This is a genomic window from Streptomyces sp. NPDC050264, assembly GCF_040655895.1.
Lineage (GTDB): Bacteria > Actinomycetota > Actinomycetes > Streptomycetales > Streptomycetaceae > Streptomyces.
In genome coordinates, this window is sequence record NZ_JBFAKV010000025.1 from 1 (window position 1) to 17329 (window position 17329).

The 17329-nt window shown below is 68.6% G+C and carries 9 protein-coding genes and 1 tRNA gene; 9 read left to right on the plus strand and 1 reads right to left on the minus strand.

What is annotated here, in order from left to right; genetic code table 11:
* Nucleotides 1–161: 161 nt before the first annotated feature.
* Both AB0J02_RS34130 and AB0J02_RS34135 read left to right on the plus strand, forming a co-directional pair.
* A complete protein-coding gene (locus AB0J02_RS34130; protein ID WP_363197830.1) occupies nt 162–824 on the plus strand; it encodes a DegT/DnrJ/EryC1/StrS family aminotransferase in 663 nt (220 codons plus the stop codon).
* A gap of 75 nt (nt 825–899) precedes the next feature.
* Nucleotides 900–972: transfer RNA gene (locus AB0J02_RS34135), tRNA-Thr, on the plus strand.
* A 73-nt stretch (nt 973–1045) separates the two neighbouring features.
* On the opposite strand, the gene AB0J02_RS34140 is transcribed toward AB0J02_RS34135, so the two are convergent.
* A complete protein-coding gene (locus AB0J02_RS34140) occupies nt 1046–3667 on the minus strand; it encodes a SpoIIE family protein phosphatase (RefSeq protein WP_363197714.1) in 2622 nt (873 codons plus the stop codon).
* A 368-nt stretch (nt 3668–4035) separates the two neighbouring features.
* On the opposite strand from AB0J02_RS34140, the gene AB0J02_RS34145 reads away from it, so the two are divergent.
* The 7 genes from AB0J02_RS34145 to AB0J02_RS34175 all read left to right on the plus strand — a co-directional run bounded on the left by AB0J02_RS34145 (nt 4036) and on the right by AB0J02_RS34175 (nt 17230).
* Entirely contained in the window at nt 4036–9522 is a 5487-nt protein-coding gene (locus AB0J02_RS34145) for a HAMP domain-containing protein (protein WP_363197715.1), read from the plus strand.
* Between the two features lie 274 nt (nt 9523–9796).
* On the plus strand, nt 9797–10477 hold the full coding sequence (locus tag AB0J02_RS34150) for a response regulator (RefSeq protein WP_363197716.1): 681 nt from the start codon (nt 9797–9799) through the stop codon (nt 10475–10477).
* Between the two features lie 115 nt (nt 10478–10592).
* The gene (locus AB0J02_RS34155; protein WP_363197717.1) at nt 10593–13364 is read left to right on the plus strand and encodes a DNA translocase FtsK; all 2772 of its coding nucleotides are present in this window, start codon (nt 10593–10595) and stop codon (nt 13362–13364) included.
* A 217-nt stretch (nt 13365–13581) separates the two neighbouring features.
* Nucleotides 13582–14427, plus strand: a complete 846-nt coding sequence (locus AB0J02_RS34160; RefSeq protein ID WP_363197718.1) for a helix-turn-helix domain-containing protein — start codon at nt 13582–13584, stop codon at nt 14425–14427.
* A 72-nt stretch (nt 14428–14499) separates the two neighbouring features.
* On the plus strand, nt 14500–15960 hold the full coding sequence (rimO, locus tag AB0J02_RS34165; RefSeq protein WP_363197719.1) for a 30S ribosomal protein S12 methylthiotransferase RimO: 1461 nt from the start codon (nt 14500–14502) through the stop codon (nt 15958–15960).
* A complete protein-coding gene (pgsA, locus tag AB0J02_RS34170; RefSeq protein WP_363197720.1) occupies nt 15957–16664 on the plus strand; it encodes a CDP-diacylglycerol--glycerol-3-phosphate 3-phosphatidyltransferase in 708 nt (235 codons plus the stop codon). The genes rimO and pgsA overlap by 4 nt, the downstream gene beginning before the upstream one ends.
* Nucleotides 16661–17230: a CinA family protein gene (locus AB0J02_RS34175; RefSeq protein ID WP_363197721.1), complete on the plus strand. Its 570-nt coding sequence runs from the start codon at nt 16661–16663 to the stop codon at nt 17228–17230. Before pgsA ends, AB0J02_RS34175 begins: the two co-directional genes overlap by 4 nt.
* Nucleotides 17231–17329 lie beyond the last annotated feature (99 nt).

A 17329-nucleotide genomic window follows, 5' to 3' on the forward strand; every position in this document is an offset into this window, starting at 1 on the left:
ACTGCAGGGGGGACCCTGTGGGAGAGTAGGACGCCGCCGAACTAAATTTGATAAAAAAGCCTCTGGCTTCGAGCATTTTGCTCGAAGCCAGAGGCTTTTTTGTTGTGCGTCACTTCGTGTTCACGTTCCGCGGACACGATCCAGCCATGGGCACAGTTGAAATGCTGCAAGCCGCAGGTGTCGGAGCCGGTGACGAAGTGATCGTGCCGGCCTTCGGAAACCCCGAGGTCGCCGACGCCGTCGTACGGGCCGGTGCGGCTCCCGTCTTCGCGGACATCGACGCGGACACCTACTGCATCGACCCCGCACACGTCGCGGACCGCCTCAGCGCCCGGACCGCGGCCGTCGTCGCCGTCCACCGCTTCGGGCACCGGGCAGACGTCGAAGGGCTGCTGTACCTCGGCAGCCGGCACGGACTGCTCGTACTTGAGCAGGGCGAATCCGAGAAACCGTACGACGAGACGGGGCAACGCCGGCTGCACGCCGCCTACTTGAGCGGGCGGCTGAGTGGCGTGCGTACGCCCGCCGGGTACGACGGCCACACCTATCAGCAGTACGTCGTGCGGGTCCCCGGGAACGGGCGGCCCGACCGGGACGCCTTCGCTCGGGTCCTGCGGGGCAAGGGCGTCGAATGCAGCGTGCCGGTGAAGACGCCCGTGCATCGGCTGCCCGCGTTCCGGCGCGATGTGGCCCTTCCCGAGACCGAGAGAGCCGCCGACGAGACACTGGCGCTCCCTGTCGACGGGACGATGACGCGCAGGCAGCTGCAGCGAGTGGTGTCCGCGTGCAATGCTCTGGGCGGATTGCTTCAACCGGCCTTCTAGAGAGGCGGTTCGAGAGCACTCCGAAGTTCAGGTATGCTTTATTTCGTTGCCGAGCGGGAAACCGCAGAGCGACAGGCCCCTATAGCTCAGTCGGTAGAGCGTCTCCATGGTAAGGAGAAGGTCAGCGGTTCGATTCCGCTTGGGGGCTCGGTAATTGAGGCTCTCGCCCTGATCGGGCGGGGGCCTTTTTTCGTTGCCCCCGCCCGCCGGAATGCGCCGGCTCAGTCGTGCTGGAGACCGGGCACGCGCATCGTGAGGATCGCCATGTCGTCCGACGGCGCGTCCGCGGCGAAGCGCTCCACCGCCCGCATGATGCGCGCCGCGACCGCACCGGCCGTCAGGCCCGTACAACCCGACAGGACTTCGGCCAGGCCGTCGTCGCCGAGCATGCGGGTGCCTTCACGGCGCTCGGTGATGCCGTCGGTGACGCAGAGCAGGACATCACCCGGGTCGAGCGTCATCGTCTGCTCGTACAGTTCGAGGTCGTCCATGACGCCGAGCAGCGGCTGCGGTTCCGCGAACGGCTCCACCGTGCCGTTCTGCCGCAGGCGGAGCGGGAGCGGGTGGCCGGCACAGACCATCTTGAGGACCGCCGAACCGTCCTCCTGCGGCCACAACTCCCCGTAGAGCAGCGTCAGGAAGCGGCTGCGGGCGCCCTCGTCGAGGATCGCCGCGTTCAGGCGCTCCAGGACCGCCGGGCCGCCGAAGCCCTCACGGGCCAGCAGACGCAGCGCGTGGCGGGCCAGGCCCGTGACGGCCGCCGCCTCCGGGCCCGTGCCGCAGACATCGCCGATCGCGAAGCCGTACGCGCCGTCGCGGATCGGGAAGAGGTCGTAGAAGTCACCGCCCACCTCGTTGCCCTCGCCGGCCGCGCGGTAGATGACCTCCACCTCGACGCCCGGGACGTGCGGGAGTTCCGGGGGGAGGAGACTGCGCTGCAGGGACTGGCTGATCGCCATGCGCTCCGAGTACAGGCGCGCGTTGTCGAGAGCCAGTGCCGCACGGCGGCTCAAGTCCTCGGCCAGCTCCAGGATTTCCTGCCGGAAGTGCTCGTCCGTGGGCTTGCCGAGCGTGATCATGCCGATGACCCGGTTTCGGGCGACGAGGGGCAGGACCACCGTCTCGCCGCCGACCGCGGAGGCCGTCGCGAGGGTGGTGCCGATGCCCGAGCTGACGCTGGCCGGTTCGCCAAGTCCCAGGCTGCGCATGGACGTACGGAGAGCGGCCTGGTGGGCCGCCTCCGCGGGGGCCGCCCAGATGCGGGCGCCGGGGGTCGGCACGGGCTCCGGTGGGGCGATCTTGGAGAGCAGGGCCTTGAGGCCGTCGATGCGGTCCTCGTCCTCGTGCAGGACGTAGGAGAGGTACGGCTCCGAGGACTGGTCGGCGATCATGTAGACCGCGCACCAGGTGGCGAGGGTCGGGACCGTCATCTGCGCCATGAGCGCCAGGGTCTGGTCCCGGTCCAGGGTGCCGGCCAGCAGGTCGGAGGCTTCGACGAGGAAGCTCAGCGAGCCGCGGCGGAGCTTTTCGAGTTCGCCGAGGCGGGCCGACTCGACGGCCATGGCGATGCGGTCGGCCGCGAACTGGAGGCGCAGCGCCTCCTCGTTCGAGTAACGGTCGGGGGCCTCGGCCGCTACGCCGAGGGAGCCGGTGAGGCGGCCCTCGACCTTCAGCGGCACGGTGACGACCGACCGCATGCCCGTGCCGTTCAACAACGGGACGGCGCCCGGGACTTGGGTGAGGTCCTCGTGGACGGCCGGCATCCGCGCGGAACCGTAGCGGCCGGGGCCGACCTCGACCGGGACCCTGGCGAAGCGCTGGCGTGCGGAGGGCAGACCGGTGGAGGCGCGGACCTCCAGCTCCGTCTCGTCGTCGGTGGCCAGGAGCAGGAACGCCGAGTCGGCGTCGAGCATGTCGCGAGCGCGCTCCACCGTGCGCTGCAGCAGACCGTCGAGGTCGTCGGGGGCCGGCGACCCGATGAAGATCTCGAAGGGGTCGGTGCCCTGGCTGTCGGGATGGGCGCCGCTGTCGGGCGTCGGGAGGCGCAGCGGTGTCTGCAGCACGGCGCGCTCGTGGTCGCGTACGAGCAGGCAGACCGTGGACGGGTCGCCGTCGGTGTCGCGGACGCGCAGGTGCGAGGCGTAGACCGGGGCCACCCGCCCGCTGGCGCTGCGGATGCCGTAACTGCCTTCCCAGCGCGAGAGTTGCAGCGCGTCGGCGATGCCCGTGCTGGTGCCGGGCGTGTGCGGCCAGGCGGCGAGGTCGGTGAGGGGCTTGCCGGTGACGTGATCGGCCGCGTAACCGAAGAGGTGCTCCGCGTCCTCGTTCCACGCCGTGATGGCGCCGGTCTTGTCGATCTGTACGACGGCGACGCGGACCCGCTCGTCGGCGAGGGGCAGGAGGTCCGTGGGGAGCACCGGGCCCGCGGCGCGGGTCCCCACCGAGCGTGCGGGCAGGTCGATCTGGAACCAGACCTGCTTGTGCGTGGCCGAATAGTCGACGCCCCAGCGGCCCGCGAGCGCCGCGCAGAGCTGGAGGCCGCGGCCGCCCTCGCGGTCGGGGCTGCCCATGCTGATCGCGGAGGACTGAAGCGGGATCTCACGTTCCGGATAGCGGTCGGAGACTTCGATGCGGACGTGGTCTTCACCGCGCAGGCACAGGACCTCCGCGGATGTGCCCGCGTGCACCACGGCGTTTGTCACGAGTTCGCTGGTGAGGACCACCGCGTCGTCGATGATGTCGGCGTAGCCCCACCCCTGCAGGGTGTCGCGCACGAAGGAACGCGCGGTCGCGACGGATCGCCCGACCGGTTCGAAAGTGGCAGCCGCGCGCGCGGTGATCACAGAACTCCCTGTACGAGTTGTACTCGCTGTCCGACTGTCGAGGCCCACGTCTCCCGTACCCATGTCGCGGCCGCCCCTCCGATGCCCGCTCGTTTTCCGCCACCGCCCAGGCCGGGCGGACCGGGGCGGGTGGACAGCCGTATGCAAGGTTACTTACCTTCGCGGTCCATGCGGATGCCGGTCGCCGGTGTTTCCGTCCGGAGGGTGTGCGGACGGTGTGCGAAGCTGCCGAACTGTTATGGCCTGGTTCAGCCATGGTGAAACACTGGGCAAGCTTCTGAAGAGAACGCATTGAAAAGCAGATGCGACGGTAGAAGCGAACCCGAGCAACCCGAGCAGTTCAGGTCGACCCCTGCGGGAGGGACACAGTGGAGTCTGGCGCACCGACGCGGGGCAGGAAAGCGCGCGCAGAAGGCGGACAGTCCCTGAGTAAACAGCACAAGTCGCGCAATGGCACCACAACGGTGGACAGTGCGGCGCTGAACAGGCTGCTGGCCGGTCTCGTCGCGATGCGGGACGGAAATTTCCGCAAGCGGCTCACGGTCAGTGGCGACGGCGTGATGTCCGAAATCGCGGCTGTTTTCAACGAGGTGGCCGACCGGAATCTGCATCTGACCGGCGAGCTGTCACGGGTGAGGCGGATGGTCGGGCGGGAGGGCAAGCTCACCGAACGCCTGGAGACGGGCGCCTGTGAGGGCTCCTGGGCCGCCGCCATCAACGCGTCGAACGCGCTCGTCGACGATCTCGTACGACCCGTCTCCGAGGTCGGCCGGGTGCTCACGGCGGTTGCCGAGGGCGATCTGTCGCCGCGTATGGAGCTGCGGTCGCAGGTGCCGGACGGGACGGGGCATCCCCTGCGGGGCGAGTTCCTGAAGGTCGGGCGGACCGTCAACAATCTGGTCGACCAGCTTTCCACGTTCACCGATGAGGTCACGCGCGTGGCCAGCGAAGTGGGCACCGAGGGCAAGCTCGGTGGGCAGGCGCGCGTACGTGGAATGTCCGGTTCGTGGAAAGACCTCACGGATTCGGTCAACACGATGGCGTACCGGCTCACCGCACAGGTGCGTGACATTGCTCTCGTCACCACCGCGGTGGCCAAGGGTGACTTGTCGCGAAAGGTCACGGTTCACGTCGCGGGCGAGATGCTCGAACTGAAGAACACCGTGAACACGATGGTGGACCAGCTCTCCTCGTTCTCCTCCGAGGTCACGCGTGTGGCCCGTGAGGTGGGCACGGAGGGCGAGCTGGGCGGGCAGGCGCAGGTGCCCGGTGTGGCCGGTGTGTGGAAGGACCTCACCGATTCGGTGAACCTCATGGCCGGCAATCTGACCGCCCAGGTGCGGGGGATCGCTCAGGTCACTACAGCTGTAGCAAATGGTGACCTGTCGCAGAAGGTGACGGTGTCGGCGCGCGGCGAGGTCGCCCAGCTCGCCGAGACGATCAACCAGATGACCGAGACGCTGCGTACGTTCGCGGACGAGGTCACCCGCGTCGCCAACGAGGTCGGTGCCGAGGGACAGCTCGGCGGTCAGGCCAACGTGCCGGGTGCGGCCGGGACCTGGAAGGACCTGACAGACTCGGTCAACACGGTCTTCCGGAACCTCACCACGCAGGTGCGGGACATCGCCACGGTCACGACAGCGGTGGCCAGCGGTGACCTGTCGCAGAAGGTCACCGTCGATGTCGCCGGTGAAATGCTGGAGTTGAAGAACACCGTCAACACGATGGTCGACCAGCTGTCGGCCTTCGGCTCCGAAGTCACGCGTGTGGCTCGGGAGATCGGCGTCGAGGGTGAGCTGGGCGGCCAGGCGCTGGTGCCGGGTGCGGCCGGTACCTGGAAGGACCTGACGGACTCCGTCAACACGGCTTTCCGCAACCTCACCGGCCAGGTGCGCAACATCGCCCAGGTGACGACGGCGGTGGCGAACGGTGATCTGTCGCAGAAGGTCACTGTCGACGTCTCCGGCGAGATGCTCCAGCTGAAGAACACCGTGAACACGATGGTGGACCAGCTCTCCAGCTTCGCCGACCAGGTGACCCGTATGGCGCGGGACGTGGGCACGGAGGGCCGCCTCGGCGGTCAGGCGCGGGTGGACGGCGTAAGCGGTACCTGGAAGGAGCTCACCGACTCCGTCAACTTCATGGCGGGGAACCTGACTTCACAGGTGCGGCAGATCGCCCAGGTCACTACAGCTGTAGCGCGCGGTGACCTGTCGCAGAAGATCGACGTGGACGCGCGCGGCGAGATCCTGGAGCTGAAGAACACCATCAACACGATGGTGGACCAGCTCTCCGCGTTCGCGGACCAGGTGACCCGCGTGGCCCGTGAGGTGGGCACCGAAGGTCGCCTCGGCGGTCAGGCGCAGGTGCCCGGCGTCGCCGGTGTGTGGCGAGACCTGACGGACTCCGTGAACGGCATGGCGGGCAACCTCACGGCCCAGGTGCGCAACATCGCGCAGGTCGCCACGGCGGTGGCGCGCGGTGACCTGTCGCAGAAGATCGACGTGGACGCGCGCGGCGAGATCCTGGAGCTGAAGAACACCCTCAACACGATGGTGGACCAGCTCTCCGCGTTCGCCGAGCAGGTGACGCGGGTGGCCCGCGAAGTGGGTACGGACGGCATCCTCGGCGGCCAGGCCGAGGTGCAGGGAGTGTCGGGTACGTGGAAGGACCTGACGCAGTCCGTGAACGGCATGGCGAACAACCTGACCCTTCAGGTGCGCAACATCGCCGAAGTCACTACAGCTGTAGCGCGCGGCGACCTCTCCAAGAAGATCACGGTCGACGCCAAGGGCGAGATCCTCGAACTCGTCACCACCGTGAACACGATGGTGGACCAGCTGTCGTCGTTCGCCGAGCAGGTGACGCGCGTCGCCCGCGAGGTGGGCACCGAGGGGCAACTCGGCGGTCAGGCCCGGGTTCCGGGCGTCACCGGCATCTGGAAGGACCTGAGCGACAACGTCAACCTGATGGCCAACAACCTGACCATGCAGGTGCGCAACATCTCCCAGGTCGCCAACGCCGTGGCCAACGGCGACCTGACTCGTACGGTGACCATCGAGGCGCGCGGCGAGGTCGCACAGCTCGCCGACACGTTCAACACGATGGTGAAGACGCTGAGTTCGTTCGCCGACCAGGTCACCAAGGTGGCCCGCGAGGTGGGCACGGACGGCATCCTCGGCGGCCAGGCCCGCGTACCCGGCGTGGCCGGCACGTGGAAGGACCTCACCGAGTCCGTGAACGGCATGGCCTCGAACCTCACCGGCCAGGTGCGCAACATCGCGATGGTCACGACCGCCATCGCCAAGGGCGACCTGACCAAGAAGATCGACATCGACGCGCGCGGCGAGATCCTCGAACTGAAGACGACGATCAACACGATGGTCGACCAGCTGTCGTCGTTCGCCGAGCAGGTCACCCGGGTCGCTCGCGAGGTGGGCACGGAGGGCCAGCTGGGCGGCCAGGCGCGGGTGCGCGACGTGGACGGCACCTGGCGCGACCTGACGGAGTCCGTGAACGAGATGGCCGGGAACCTGACCCGTCAGGTGCGGGCCATCGCGGCCGTCGCCACCGCGGTGACCCGCGGCGACCTCAATCTGAAGATCGACGTCGACGCGGCGGGCGAGATCCAGGTCCTGCAGGACAACATCAACAAGATGATCTCGAACCTGCGCGACACCACGATCGCCAACGAGGAGCAGGACTGGCTGAAGGGCAACCTGGCCCGCATCTCGGGTCTGATGCAGGGCCGCCGCGACCTCGCCGACGTGGCTTCGCTGATCATGAGCGAGCTGACGCCGGTGGTCTCGGCGCAGCACGGCGCGTTCTTCCTGGCACTGCCGCTGGACGACGGCGCCGACCCGACGGTCGCGCCGGAGGACGCATACGAACTGCGCATGCTCGGCAGCTACGGCTACTCCATGGGCTCCATGCCGACGTCCTTCCGGCCCGGTGAGACGCTCATCGGGACCGCCGCGCAGGAGCGGCGCACGATCCTCGTGGACAACGCGCCCAGCGGCTACCTGAAGATCGCATCCGGGCTCGGTGAGGCGCCGCCGGCGCAGGTCATCGTGATTCCCGTGCTCTTCGAGGGGACGGTGCTCGGCGTGATCGAGCTGGCGTCCTTCACGCCGTTCACGCAGATCCAGAAGGACTTCCTGGGGCAGATCGCCGAGATGATCGCGACGAGCGTCAACACGATCTCCGTCAATACCAAGACGGAGGTGCTGCTGAAGCAGTCGCAGGAGCTGACCGAGCAACTGCGGGAGCGCTCGGCCGAGTTGGAGAACCGGCAGAAGGCCCTCCAGGCGTCCAACGCCGAACTGGAGGAGAAGGCCGAACTGCTGGCCCAGCAGAATCGTGACATCGAAGTGAAGAACACCGAGATCGAAGAGGCGCGGCAGGTCCTGGAGGAGCGCGCCGAGCAGCTCGCGGTGTCGATGCGCTACAAGAGCGAGTTCCTCGCGAACATGTCGCACGAGTTGCGCACTCCGCTCAACTCCCTGCTGATCCTTGCCAAGTTGCTTGCCGACAACGCTGATACGAATCTCACGCCGAAGCAGGTCGAGTTCGCCGAGACGATCCACGGGGCGGGTTCCGACCTGCTCCAGTTGATCAACGACATCCTGGATCTGTCGAAGGTCGAGGCGGGCAAGATGGACGTCTCGCCGACCCGTATCGCCCTGGTGCAGCTCGTCGACTACGTAGAGGCGACGTTCCGGCCGCTGACAGCGGAGAAGCAACTCGACTTCTCCGTAAGGGTGTCGCCGGAGCTGCCCACTACGTTGCACACCGATGAACAACGCCTCCTGCAGGTGCTGCGGAACCTTCTCTCCAATGCGGTGAAGTTCACCGACTCCGGTGCCGTGGAGCTCGTCATCAGGCCGGCGGGCGCCGACGTGCCGAACGCCATCCGTGAACAGCTCTTGGAAGCGGGCTCGTTGAGGGAGGCGGACGGCGATCTGATCGCCTTCTCGGTGACCGACACGGGTATCGGCATCGCGGCCAGCAAGATGCGGGTGATCTTCGAGGCGTTCAAGCAGGCCGACGGCACCACCAGTCGCAAGTACGGCGGTACGGGCCTCGGGCTCTCCATCAGCCGTGAGATCGCCCGCCTGCTGGGCGGCGAGATCCACGCGGCGAGCGAGTCCGGCCGCGGCTCCACGTTCACGCTGTACCTGCCGCTGCACCCGAGCGAGCTGCCGCCCCAGGGGTACACGCAGATCGCCCCGGCCGTCGAACCGGGCCGCCCGCTGGCCCTCGACGCCGCGCCGGAACCCGCCGAGGTGGAGACCCCGGCGGAGGTGAAGTCGTACCAGGAGACGCAGAACGGCCCCGCGGCGCTCTTCAGGCGGCGCCGCAGGCCCGCGCCGGGGCCCGAGTTCCGCTCGACGCCCACCGGGCAGGCGGCACCCGTTCAGCAGCAGTGGGAGGACGGCGAGGCACAGGACGCACCCAAGGTGCGGCGCTCGTTCCATTTCGGTGGCGAGAAGGTGCTCATCGTGGACGACGACATCCGCAACGTCTTCGCACTCACCAGCGTCCTGGAGCAGCACGGACTGTCGGTCCTGTACGCGGAGAACGGGCGCGAGGGCATCGAAGTCCTGGAGCAGCACGACGATGTGACGGTCGTGCTGATGGACATCATGATGCCGGAGATGGACGGATACGCGACGACGACGGCGATCCGCAGGATGCCGCAGTTCGCCGGGCTGCCGATCATCGCGCTCACGGCGAAGGCCATGAAGGGCGACCGGGAGAAGGCCATCGAGTCCGGTGCTTCCGACTACGTCACGAAGCCTGTGGACCCCGATCACCTGCTGACTGTGATGGAGCAGTGGATGCGCGGTGACTGACCGGAATCCGAAACATTCACGCGGAGTTGCTGACTGAGTGTGGCCGCGGCCGTGTAGAAGTGCGGTAACCGGGGAACCTTCTGGTCTCCCACTGCGTTTCTGCTACGTGCACAGTGACATCTCGGTGACAGGGTGTGGCGGCAGGCGGGGTGCGGCTACGATGACCGGCACAAGGACGGGCGGCGCAAGGGAGCCGTCCCCTGGGGCGGCGCAAGGAGCCGCCTCGAATCCTGCGGACAGGGGCGGCCCCATGCCGGGGCGAGGAGGGCGGGCCATGGTGCAGAAGGCCAAGATCCTCCTGGTCGATGACCGGCCGGAGAATCTGCTGGCGCTGGAGGCCATCCTCTCTGCGCTCGATCAGACGCTGGTGCGGGCATCGTCCGGGGAGGAAGCGCTGAAGGCGCTGCTCACGGACGATTTCGCGGTCATCTTGCTGGATGTACAGATGCCAGGAATGGACGGGTTCGAAACCGCGGCGCACATCAAGCGTCGGGAACGGACACGGGACATCCCGATCATCTTCCTCACCGCGATCAACCACGGACCGCACCACACGTTCCGTGGCTACGCGGCGGGTGCGGTGGACTACATCTCCAAGCCGTTCGACCCGTGGGTGCTGCGCGCGAAGGTCTCGGTCTTCGTGGAGCTGTACATGAAGAACTGCCAACTCCGTGAGCAGGCCGCTCTGCTGCGGCTGCAGCTGGAGGGCGGCGGCAGGTCCGTCGGTGACGCGAAGGAGCCCGCGGGGCTGCTCGCCGAGCTCTCGGCGCGGCTCGCCGCGGTCGAGGAGCAGGCCGAGGCGCTGTCCAAGCAGCTCGACGACGAGTCGGCGGACGCGGCAGCAGTCGCCACGGCCGCCCACCTGGAGCGCAAACTCACCGGTTTGCGCAGGGCCCTTGACGCTCTGGAGCCCGGCACGGGCAGCGGCGCGCCGTCCCTGCCGTCCCAGAGCTGAACCGCCGACGGGGCTTTGCGGCCGCGTCAGTTCGGGCACGAACGGTTCGCGACACAAAAGGGTGAAGCACTGGGCACACGTGTCCGTGGGCGCCTCCACCGGTAACCTCACACCTATGGCCTCACGTCCCGCAGCCAAGAAGACGCCCGCGAAGAAGGCGGCCGCGCCGATCAAGGCTCCGGCGAAGAAGGCACCTGCGAGAAAAGCTCCCGTCAAGAAGGCCGTGGCGAAGGCCCCCGCGAAGAAGGCAGCGGCGAAGAAGGCCGCGCCCAAGGCGGCGCCCAGCCCCACGGGGGGCTTGTACCGGCTCGTGCGCGCCCTGTGGCTCGGTGTCGCGCACAGCGTGGGGGCGATGTTCCGCGGCATAGGGCGTGGCGCGAAGGGGCTCGACCCGGCGCACCGCAAGGACGGTCTGGCGCTGCTGCTGCTCGGTATCGCGCTGATCTGCGCGGCCGGTACCTGGTCGAATCTGCGCGGGCCCGTCGGTGATCTGGTCGAGATGCTGGTGACCGGCGCCTTCGGCCGGCTCGATCTGCTGGTGCCCATACTGCTGGGCCTCATCGCCGTACGCTTCATCCGCCACCCGGAGAAGCCCGAGGCCAACGGGCGCATCGTCATCGGCCTGTCCGCCCTCGTCGTCGGCGTCCTCGGCCAGGTCCACATCGCGTGCGGCTCACCCTCGCGGGACGACGGCATGCAGGGCATAAGGGATGCGGGCGGCCTGATCGGCTGGGCTACCGCGACCCCCCTCAGCTTCACGATGACCGACGTGCTCGCGGTCCCGCTCCTCGTGCTGCTCACCGTCTTCGGGCTGCTCGTCGTCACCGCGACGCCGGTCAACGCGATCCCGCAGCGGCTTCGACTGCTCGGCGTGAAGCTCGGCATCGTCCACGACGACCTGGCCGTGGAGGAGCTCGGCGACGACGAGTACGACGACGAGTGGCGCGAGGCGGCGCCCGCGCGCGCGCGGGGGCGCTCCGTGGCCCCGGAACCGCAGGGCTACGACCCCGACCGGATAGAGCAGGACGCCCTCTCCAAGCGGCGCAGGCCCCGGCGCTCGTCCGTGCAGCCCTCCATGGAGCGGCCCATGGACGCCGTGGACGTGGCAGCCGCTGCCGCCGCCGCGCTGGACGGGGCCGTGCTGCACGGCATGCCGCCGTCTCCGCTGGTCGCCGACCTCACTCAGGGCGTCGGCACGGAACGCGGGGAGCGGGTGGAGCGCTCGGGGGAGGCGCCCGCGCCGGAGCGCACGGCGCCGGTGCCGACGGCCCGGGGGAAGAAGCCCGAGCCGGTCGCCGCGGAGCCCGAGCCGACGCCGTCGAAGCTCGGCGTGCCCGACCTGACCAAGAAGTCCTCGCCCGACGAGATGCGGGACCTGCCGCCGCGCGCCGAGCAGCTGCAGCTCGCCGGCGACATCACGTACGCGCTGCCCTCGCTCGACCTCCTGACGCGGGGAGGGCCCGGCAAGTCGCGCAGCGCCGCCAACGACGCCGTCGTCGAGTCGCTCTCGACCGTCTTCACCGAGTTCAAGGTCGACGCGGCTGTCACCGGCTTCACGCGCGGCCCGACGGTCACGCGCTACGAGGTCGAGCTCGGCCCCGCCGTGAAGGTCGAGAAGATCACGGCCCTCGCCAAGAACATCGCGTACGCCGTCGCGTCCCCCGACGTCCGGATCATCAGCCCCATCCCCGGCAAGTCCGCGGTCGGCATCGAGATCCCGAACACCGACCGCGAGATGGTCAACGTCGGGGACGTGCTGCGCCTCGCGGACGCCGCCGAGGACGACCACCCGATGCTGGTCGCGCTCGGCAAGGACGTCGAGGGCGGCTATGTGATGGCGAACATGGCGAAGATGCCGCACATCCTTGTCGCCGGTGCCACGGGTTCCGGCAAGTCGTCCTGCATCAACTGCCTCATCACCTCGATCATGATGCGGGCGTCGCCCGAGGACGTACGGATGGTGCTCGTCGACCCCAAGCGCGTCGAGCTGACGGCGTACGAGGGGATTCCGCACCTCATCACGCCGATCATCACCAACCCCAAGCGGGCCGCCGAGGCGTTGCAGTGGGTCGTCCGCGAGATGGATCTGCGCTACGACGACCTCGCGGCGTTCGGCTACCGGCACATCGACGACTTCAACAAAGCGGTCCGCGACGGCAAGCTCAAGACTCCTGAAGGCAGCGAGCGGGAGCTGAAGGCCTACCCGTACCTGCTGGTGATCGTCGACGAGCTCGCCGACCTGATGATGGTCGCCCCGCGCGACGTCGAGGACTCCATCGTGCGCATCACGCAGCTCGCGCGCGCGGCCGGCATCCACCTGGTGCTCGCCACGCAGCGCCCGTCGGTCGACGTGGTCACCGGCCTCATCAAGGCGAACGTTCCCTCGCGTCTCGCCTTCGCCACCTCCTCGCTGGCCGACAGCCGCGTCATCCTGGACCAGCCGGGTGCCGAGAAGCTCATCGGCAAGGGCGACGGACTGTTCCTGCCGATGGGTGCGAACAAGCCGACCCGTATGCAGGGCGCTTTCGTCACCGAGGACGAGATCCAGGCCGTGGTGCAGCACTGCAAGGACCAGATGGCGCCCGTCTTCCGGGACGACGTCACCGTGGGCACCAAGCAGAAGAAGGAGATCGACGAGGACATCGGCGACGACCTGGATCTGCTGTGCGCCGCCGCAGAGCTGGTCGTCTCCACCCAGTTCGGGTCCACGTCCATGCTGCAGCGCAAGCTCCGTGTGGGCTTCGCCAAGGCCGGACGCCTGATGGACCTCATGGAGTCACGGAACATCGTCGGTCCGACCGAGGGATCGAAGGCCCGTGACGTTCTCGTGAAACCGGACGAACTGGATGGAATGCTCGCGGTGATCCGCGGGGAGGCTCAATCCTGAGGATCTTTCGAATTTGATGTCACTCGTACGGGGATCCGGGGCAACCGTTTCCCCAACGCGTACGTCAAGTTGAGGGAGAGGGCAGCTCTTGTCCCACCATCAGGATGTCGGGCCAGTCTGATGGCGTACAAAGTCCGACCGCCCGGTTGCCCCACCCTTTCGTACCCCCCCTAGACTGAACCTCCAGCAGGTGGCTACACGCTCGAAAGGCGCCCCCGTGTCCATCGGCAACTCCCCTGAAGACGACCGTCCTTCGGAAGACAGCACTCCGCACACGGACGACCGGCCCTCGATCGGTCGTGCCCTCCAGCAGGCACGCATCGACGCGGGGCTGACCGTCGACGAGGTCTGCCAGTCGACCCGGGTGCGCATCCCGATCGTCCAGGCCATCGAAGAGGACGACTTCTCCCGCTGTGGCGGCGACGTGTACGCGCGTGGCCACATCCGGACGCTCGCGCGCGCCGTGGGTATCGATCCGGAACCGCTGCTCGCGCAGTACGGCGCCGAGCGCGACGGACAGCCCGCGCCCACGCCGGCCACCCCGCTGTTCGAGGCCGAGCGCATCCGTTCCGAACCCCGTAGGCCCAACTGGACCGCAGCCATGGTGGCCGCGATCGTGGCCGTCATCGCCTTCGTGGGCTACACCGTGGTCAACGGCGGTGACGACGGCGACAAGCAGCAGGCCGCCGAAGGCGCCACGCCCGCGACCAGCGAGCCCGCCCCGAAACCGAGCTCCACGACCAAGAAGCCCGCCGCCCCGAAGCCGGACCCGTCCGACAGCGCGATCGCGGCCGCTCCCCAGGACAAGGTCACCGTGAAGATCAGCGCGCCGGACGGGCGCAGCTGGATCTCGGCGAAGGACCACAACGGGCGGATCATGTTCGACGGGGTGCTCGAGAAGGGCCAGACGAAGACCTTCCAGGACAACCAGAAGGTCGATCTGGTGCTCGGTGACGCGGGCGCCATCCAGCTTTTCGTGAACGGCAAGCAGATCGAGGACGAGTTCCAGCCCGGCCAGGTCGAGCGGCTCACGTACACCAAGGGAGACCCCGAAGTCGGCTGACGGACGGGCTGGGCGATCCTTCGGTAACCCTCCCGGCGAGGGCTGTCAGCGGAACAAAGTAGTCTTGAGTCCATGCCCGAACGCCGTACCGTCGCACTGGTCACCCTTGGCTGCGCCCGTAACGAGGTGGACTCGGAGGAGCTCGCAGGCCGCTTGGAGGCGGACGGCTGGGAGCTCGTCGAGGACGCCGAGTCCGCGGATGTCGCCGTCGTCAACACCTGTGGCTTCGTCGAGGCCGCCAAGAAGGACTCCGTCGACGCCCTGCTCGAGGCCAATGATCTCAAGGGTCATGGCAGAACCCAGGCCGTTGTGGCGGTCGGCTGCATGGCCGAGCGGTACGGCAAGGAGCTCGCCGACGCCCTGCCCGAGGCCGACGGTGTGCTCGGGTTCGACGACTACGAGGACATCTCCGGCCGCCTCCAGACCATCCTCGCGGGTGGCAGCGTGGAGGCGCACGCCCCGCGCGACCGGCGCAAGCTGCTGCCGATCAGCCCCGCCGAGCGCCAGGAGGCCGGTGCGGGGATCGCCCTTCCGGGCCACGGGCCGGTGGACCTGCCCGACGGGCTCGCGCCCGCTTCCGGGCCGCGCGCACCCCTGCGCCGCCGACTCGACGGCGCACCCGTCGCTTCCGTGAAGCTGGCCTCCGGCTGCGACCGGCGCTGCTCGTTCTGCGCGATCCCCTCGTTCCGCGGCTCCTTCATCTCGCGCCGCCCCAGTGACGTACTGAACGAGACGCGCTGGCTCGGCGAGCAGGGCGTCAAGGAGATCATGCTGGTCTCCGAGAACAACACGTCGTACGGCAAGGACCTGGGCGACATCCGCCTCCTTGAGTCGCTGCTGCCCGAGCTTGCCGCCGTCGACGGGATCGAGCGGGTCCGCGTCAGCTATCTGCAGCCCGCCGAGATGCGGCCCGGCCTCATCGACGTCCTGACCGGGACCGACAAGGTCGTCCCGTACTTCGACCTCTCCTTCCAGCACTCGGCGCCCGGCGTGCTGCGCGCGATGCGGCGCTTCGGCGACACCGACCGCTTCCTGGAGCTGCTCGACACCATTCGGAGCAAGGCACCGCAGGCCGGTGTCCGGTCGAACTTCATCGTGGGCTTCCCCGGTGAGTCCGAGTCCGACTTCGCCGAGCTGGAGCGCTTCCTGAACGGTGCCCGTCTGGACGCCATCGGCGTGTTCGGCTACTCCGACGAGGAGGGCACGGAAGCGGCCACGTACGAGAACAAGCTGGACGAGGACGTCGTCGCCGAGCGTCTCGCGCGCGTGTCCCGCCTCGCGGAGCAGCTGGTGTCGCAGCGGGCCGAGGAGCGTTTGGGCGAGACCGTCGAGGTACTGGTCGAGTCCGTCGACACCGAGGACGGTGTGGTCGGGCGCGGTGCGCACCAGGCACCCGAGACCGACGGCCAGGTGCGGCTCACGGGCGGCGCGGGGCTGAGCGTCGGCCGTATGGTCGTGGCAAAGGTGGTCGGGACCGAGGGTGTGGACCTCGTCGCCGAGCCGCTCGACGGGTACGAGGAGGCGGCCAGATGACCGGAGTCCCGGCATCCGCCACGGGCGGGACCGGCACGCCGGCGCCCGGCGGGAAGCTGGGCGCTGCGGCCGTCAACCAGGCCAGCCTGTGGAACGTCGCCAACCTCCTGACCATGGTGCGGCTGCTGCTCGTGCCGGGGTTCGTGATGCTCATGCTGGCCGACGGCGGGTATGACCCCGCGTGGCGGGCCTGGGCCTGGGCGGCGTTCGCCGTCGCGATGATCACTGACGTCTTCGACGGGCACCTCGCCCGTACGTACAACCTGGTCACCGACTTCGGGAAGATCGCCGACCCCATCGCCGACAAGGCGATCATGGGCGCCGCGCTGATCTGCCTGTCCTACCTCGGGGACCTGCCGTGGTGGGTGACCGGCGTCATCCTCGGGCGTGAGCTCGGGATCACGCTGCTGCGTTTCGTGGTGATCCGGTACGGGGTGATCCCGGCCAGCCGGGGCGGCAAGCTGAAGACGCTCGCCCAGGGCACGGCCGTCGGCATGTACGTGCTGGCGCTGACCGGGCCGCTCGCCACGTTCCGGTTCTGGGTGATGGCGGTGGCTGTGGCGCTGACCGTGGTCACCGGGTTCGATTACGTACGGCAGGCGGTCGTGCTGCGCCGGGCGGGCCTGGCGGAGGCGCAGGCCGCCGCGGCCGTGTCGCAGGCGGCCACCGAGCAGGCGTCGTCCTCGGAGGCGGCCGAAAAGTGACGGATGAGGCTGCCGAGGCGCTGCGGCTGTTGGCCGAGCGAGGGGAGACCCTCGCCGTGGCCGAGTCGCTGACCGGCGGCCTCGTGGCCGCGGAGCTGGTGGCGGTACCCGGGGCCTCGAAGGTCCTGCGCGGATCCGTCACGGCGTACGCGACCGAGCTCAAGCACGATCTGCTCGGCGTCGACGCCGAGCTGCTGGCCGCTCACGGGCCGGTCCACCCCGAGGTCGCGCTGCAGATGGCGGCCGGAGTGCGCGCGGCGCTCGGTGCGGACTGGGGGATCGCCACGACCGGCGTCGCCGGTCCGGAGCCACAGGACGGGCAGCCGGTCGGCACTGTCTACGTGGCTGCTGTCGGGCCTGGAAACGGTGCTCCCGAAAGCACACGGAATTTCGCTGGTAGCCGGAAAGTGCTCGCGCTGCGGTTGAACGGCGGCCGTACGGAAATCCGTATGGAGAGTGTACGGAGCGTGCTCGGCCTCCTCACGGAAGAGCTGGTCGGAGGGCGTTCCGGCGAACGTACTGGGAATGCGCGGACACAGGATACGGAACAGAACGGGGGGTTTTGATGTTTGCAGCCCTGAGTGAACACGACATCGCTCCCCGCACGGCCGCGGCACGAGGCGGTACGGTGGGGCGTGAAGGATGCGGCTACGCGGTCCGAGGAG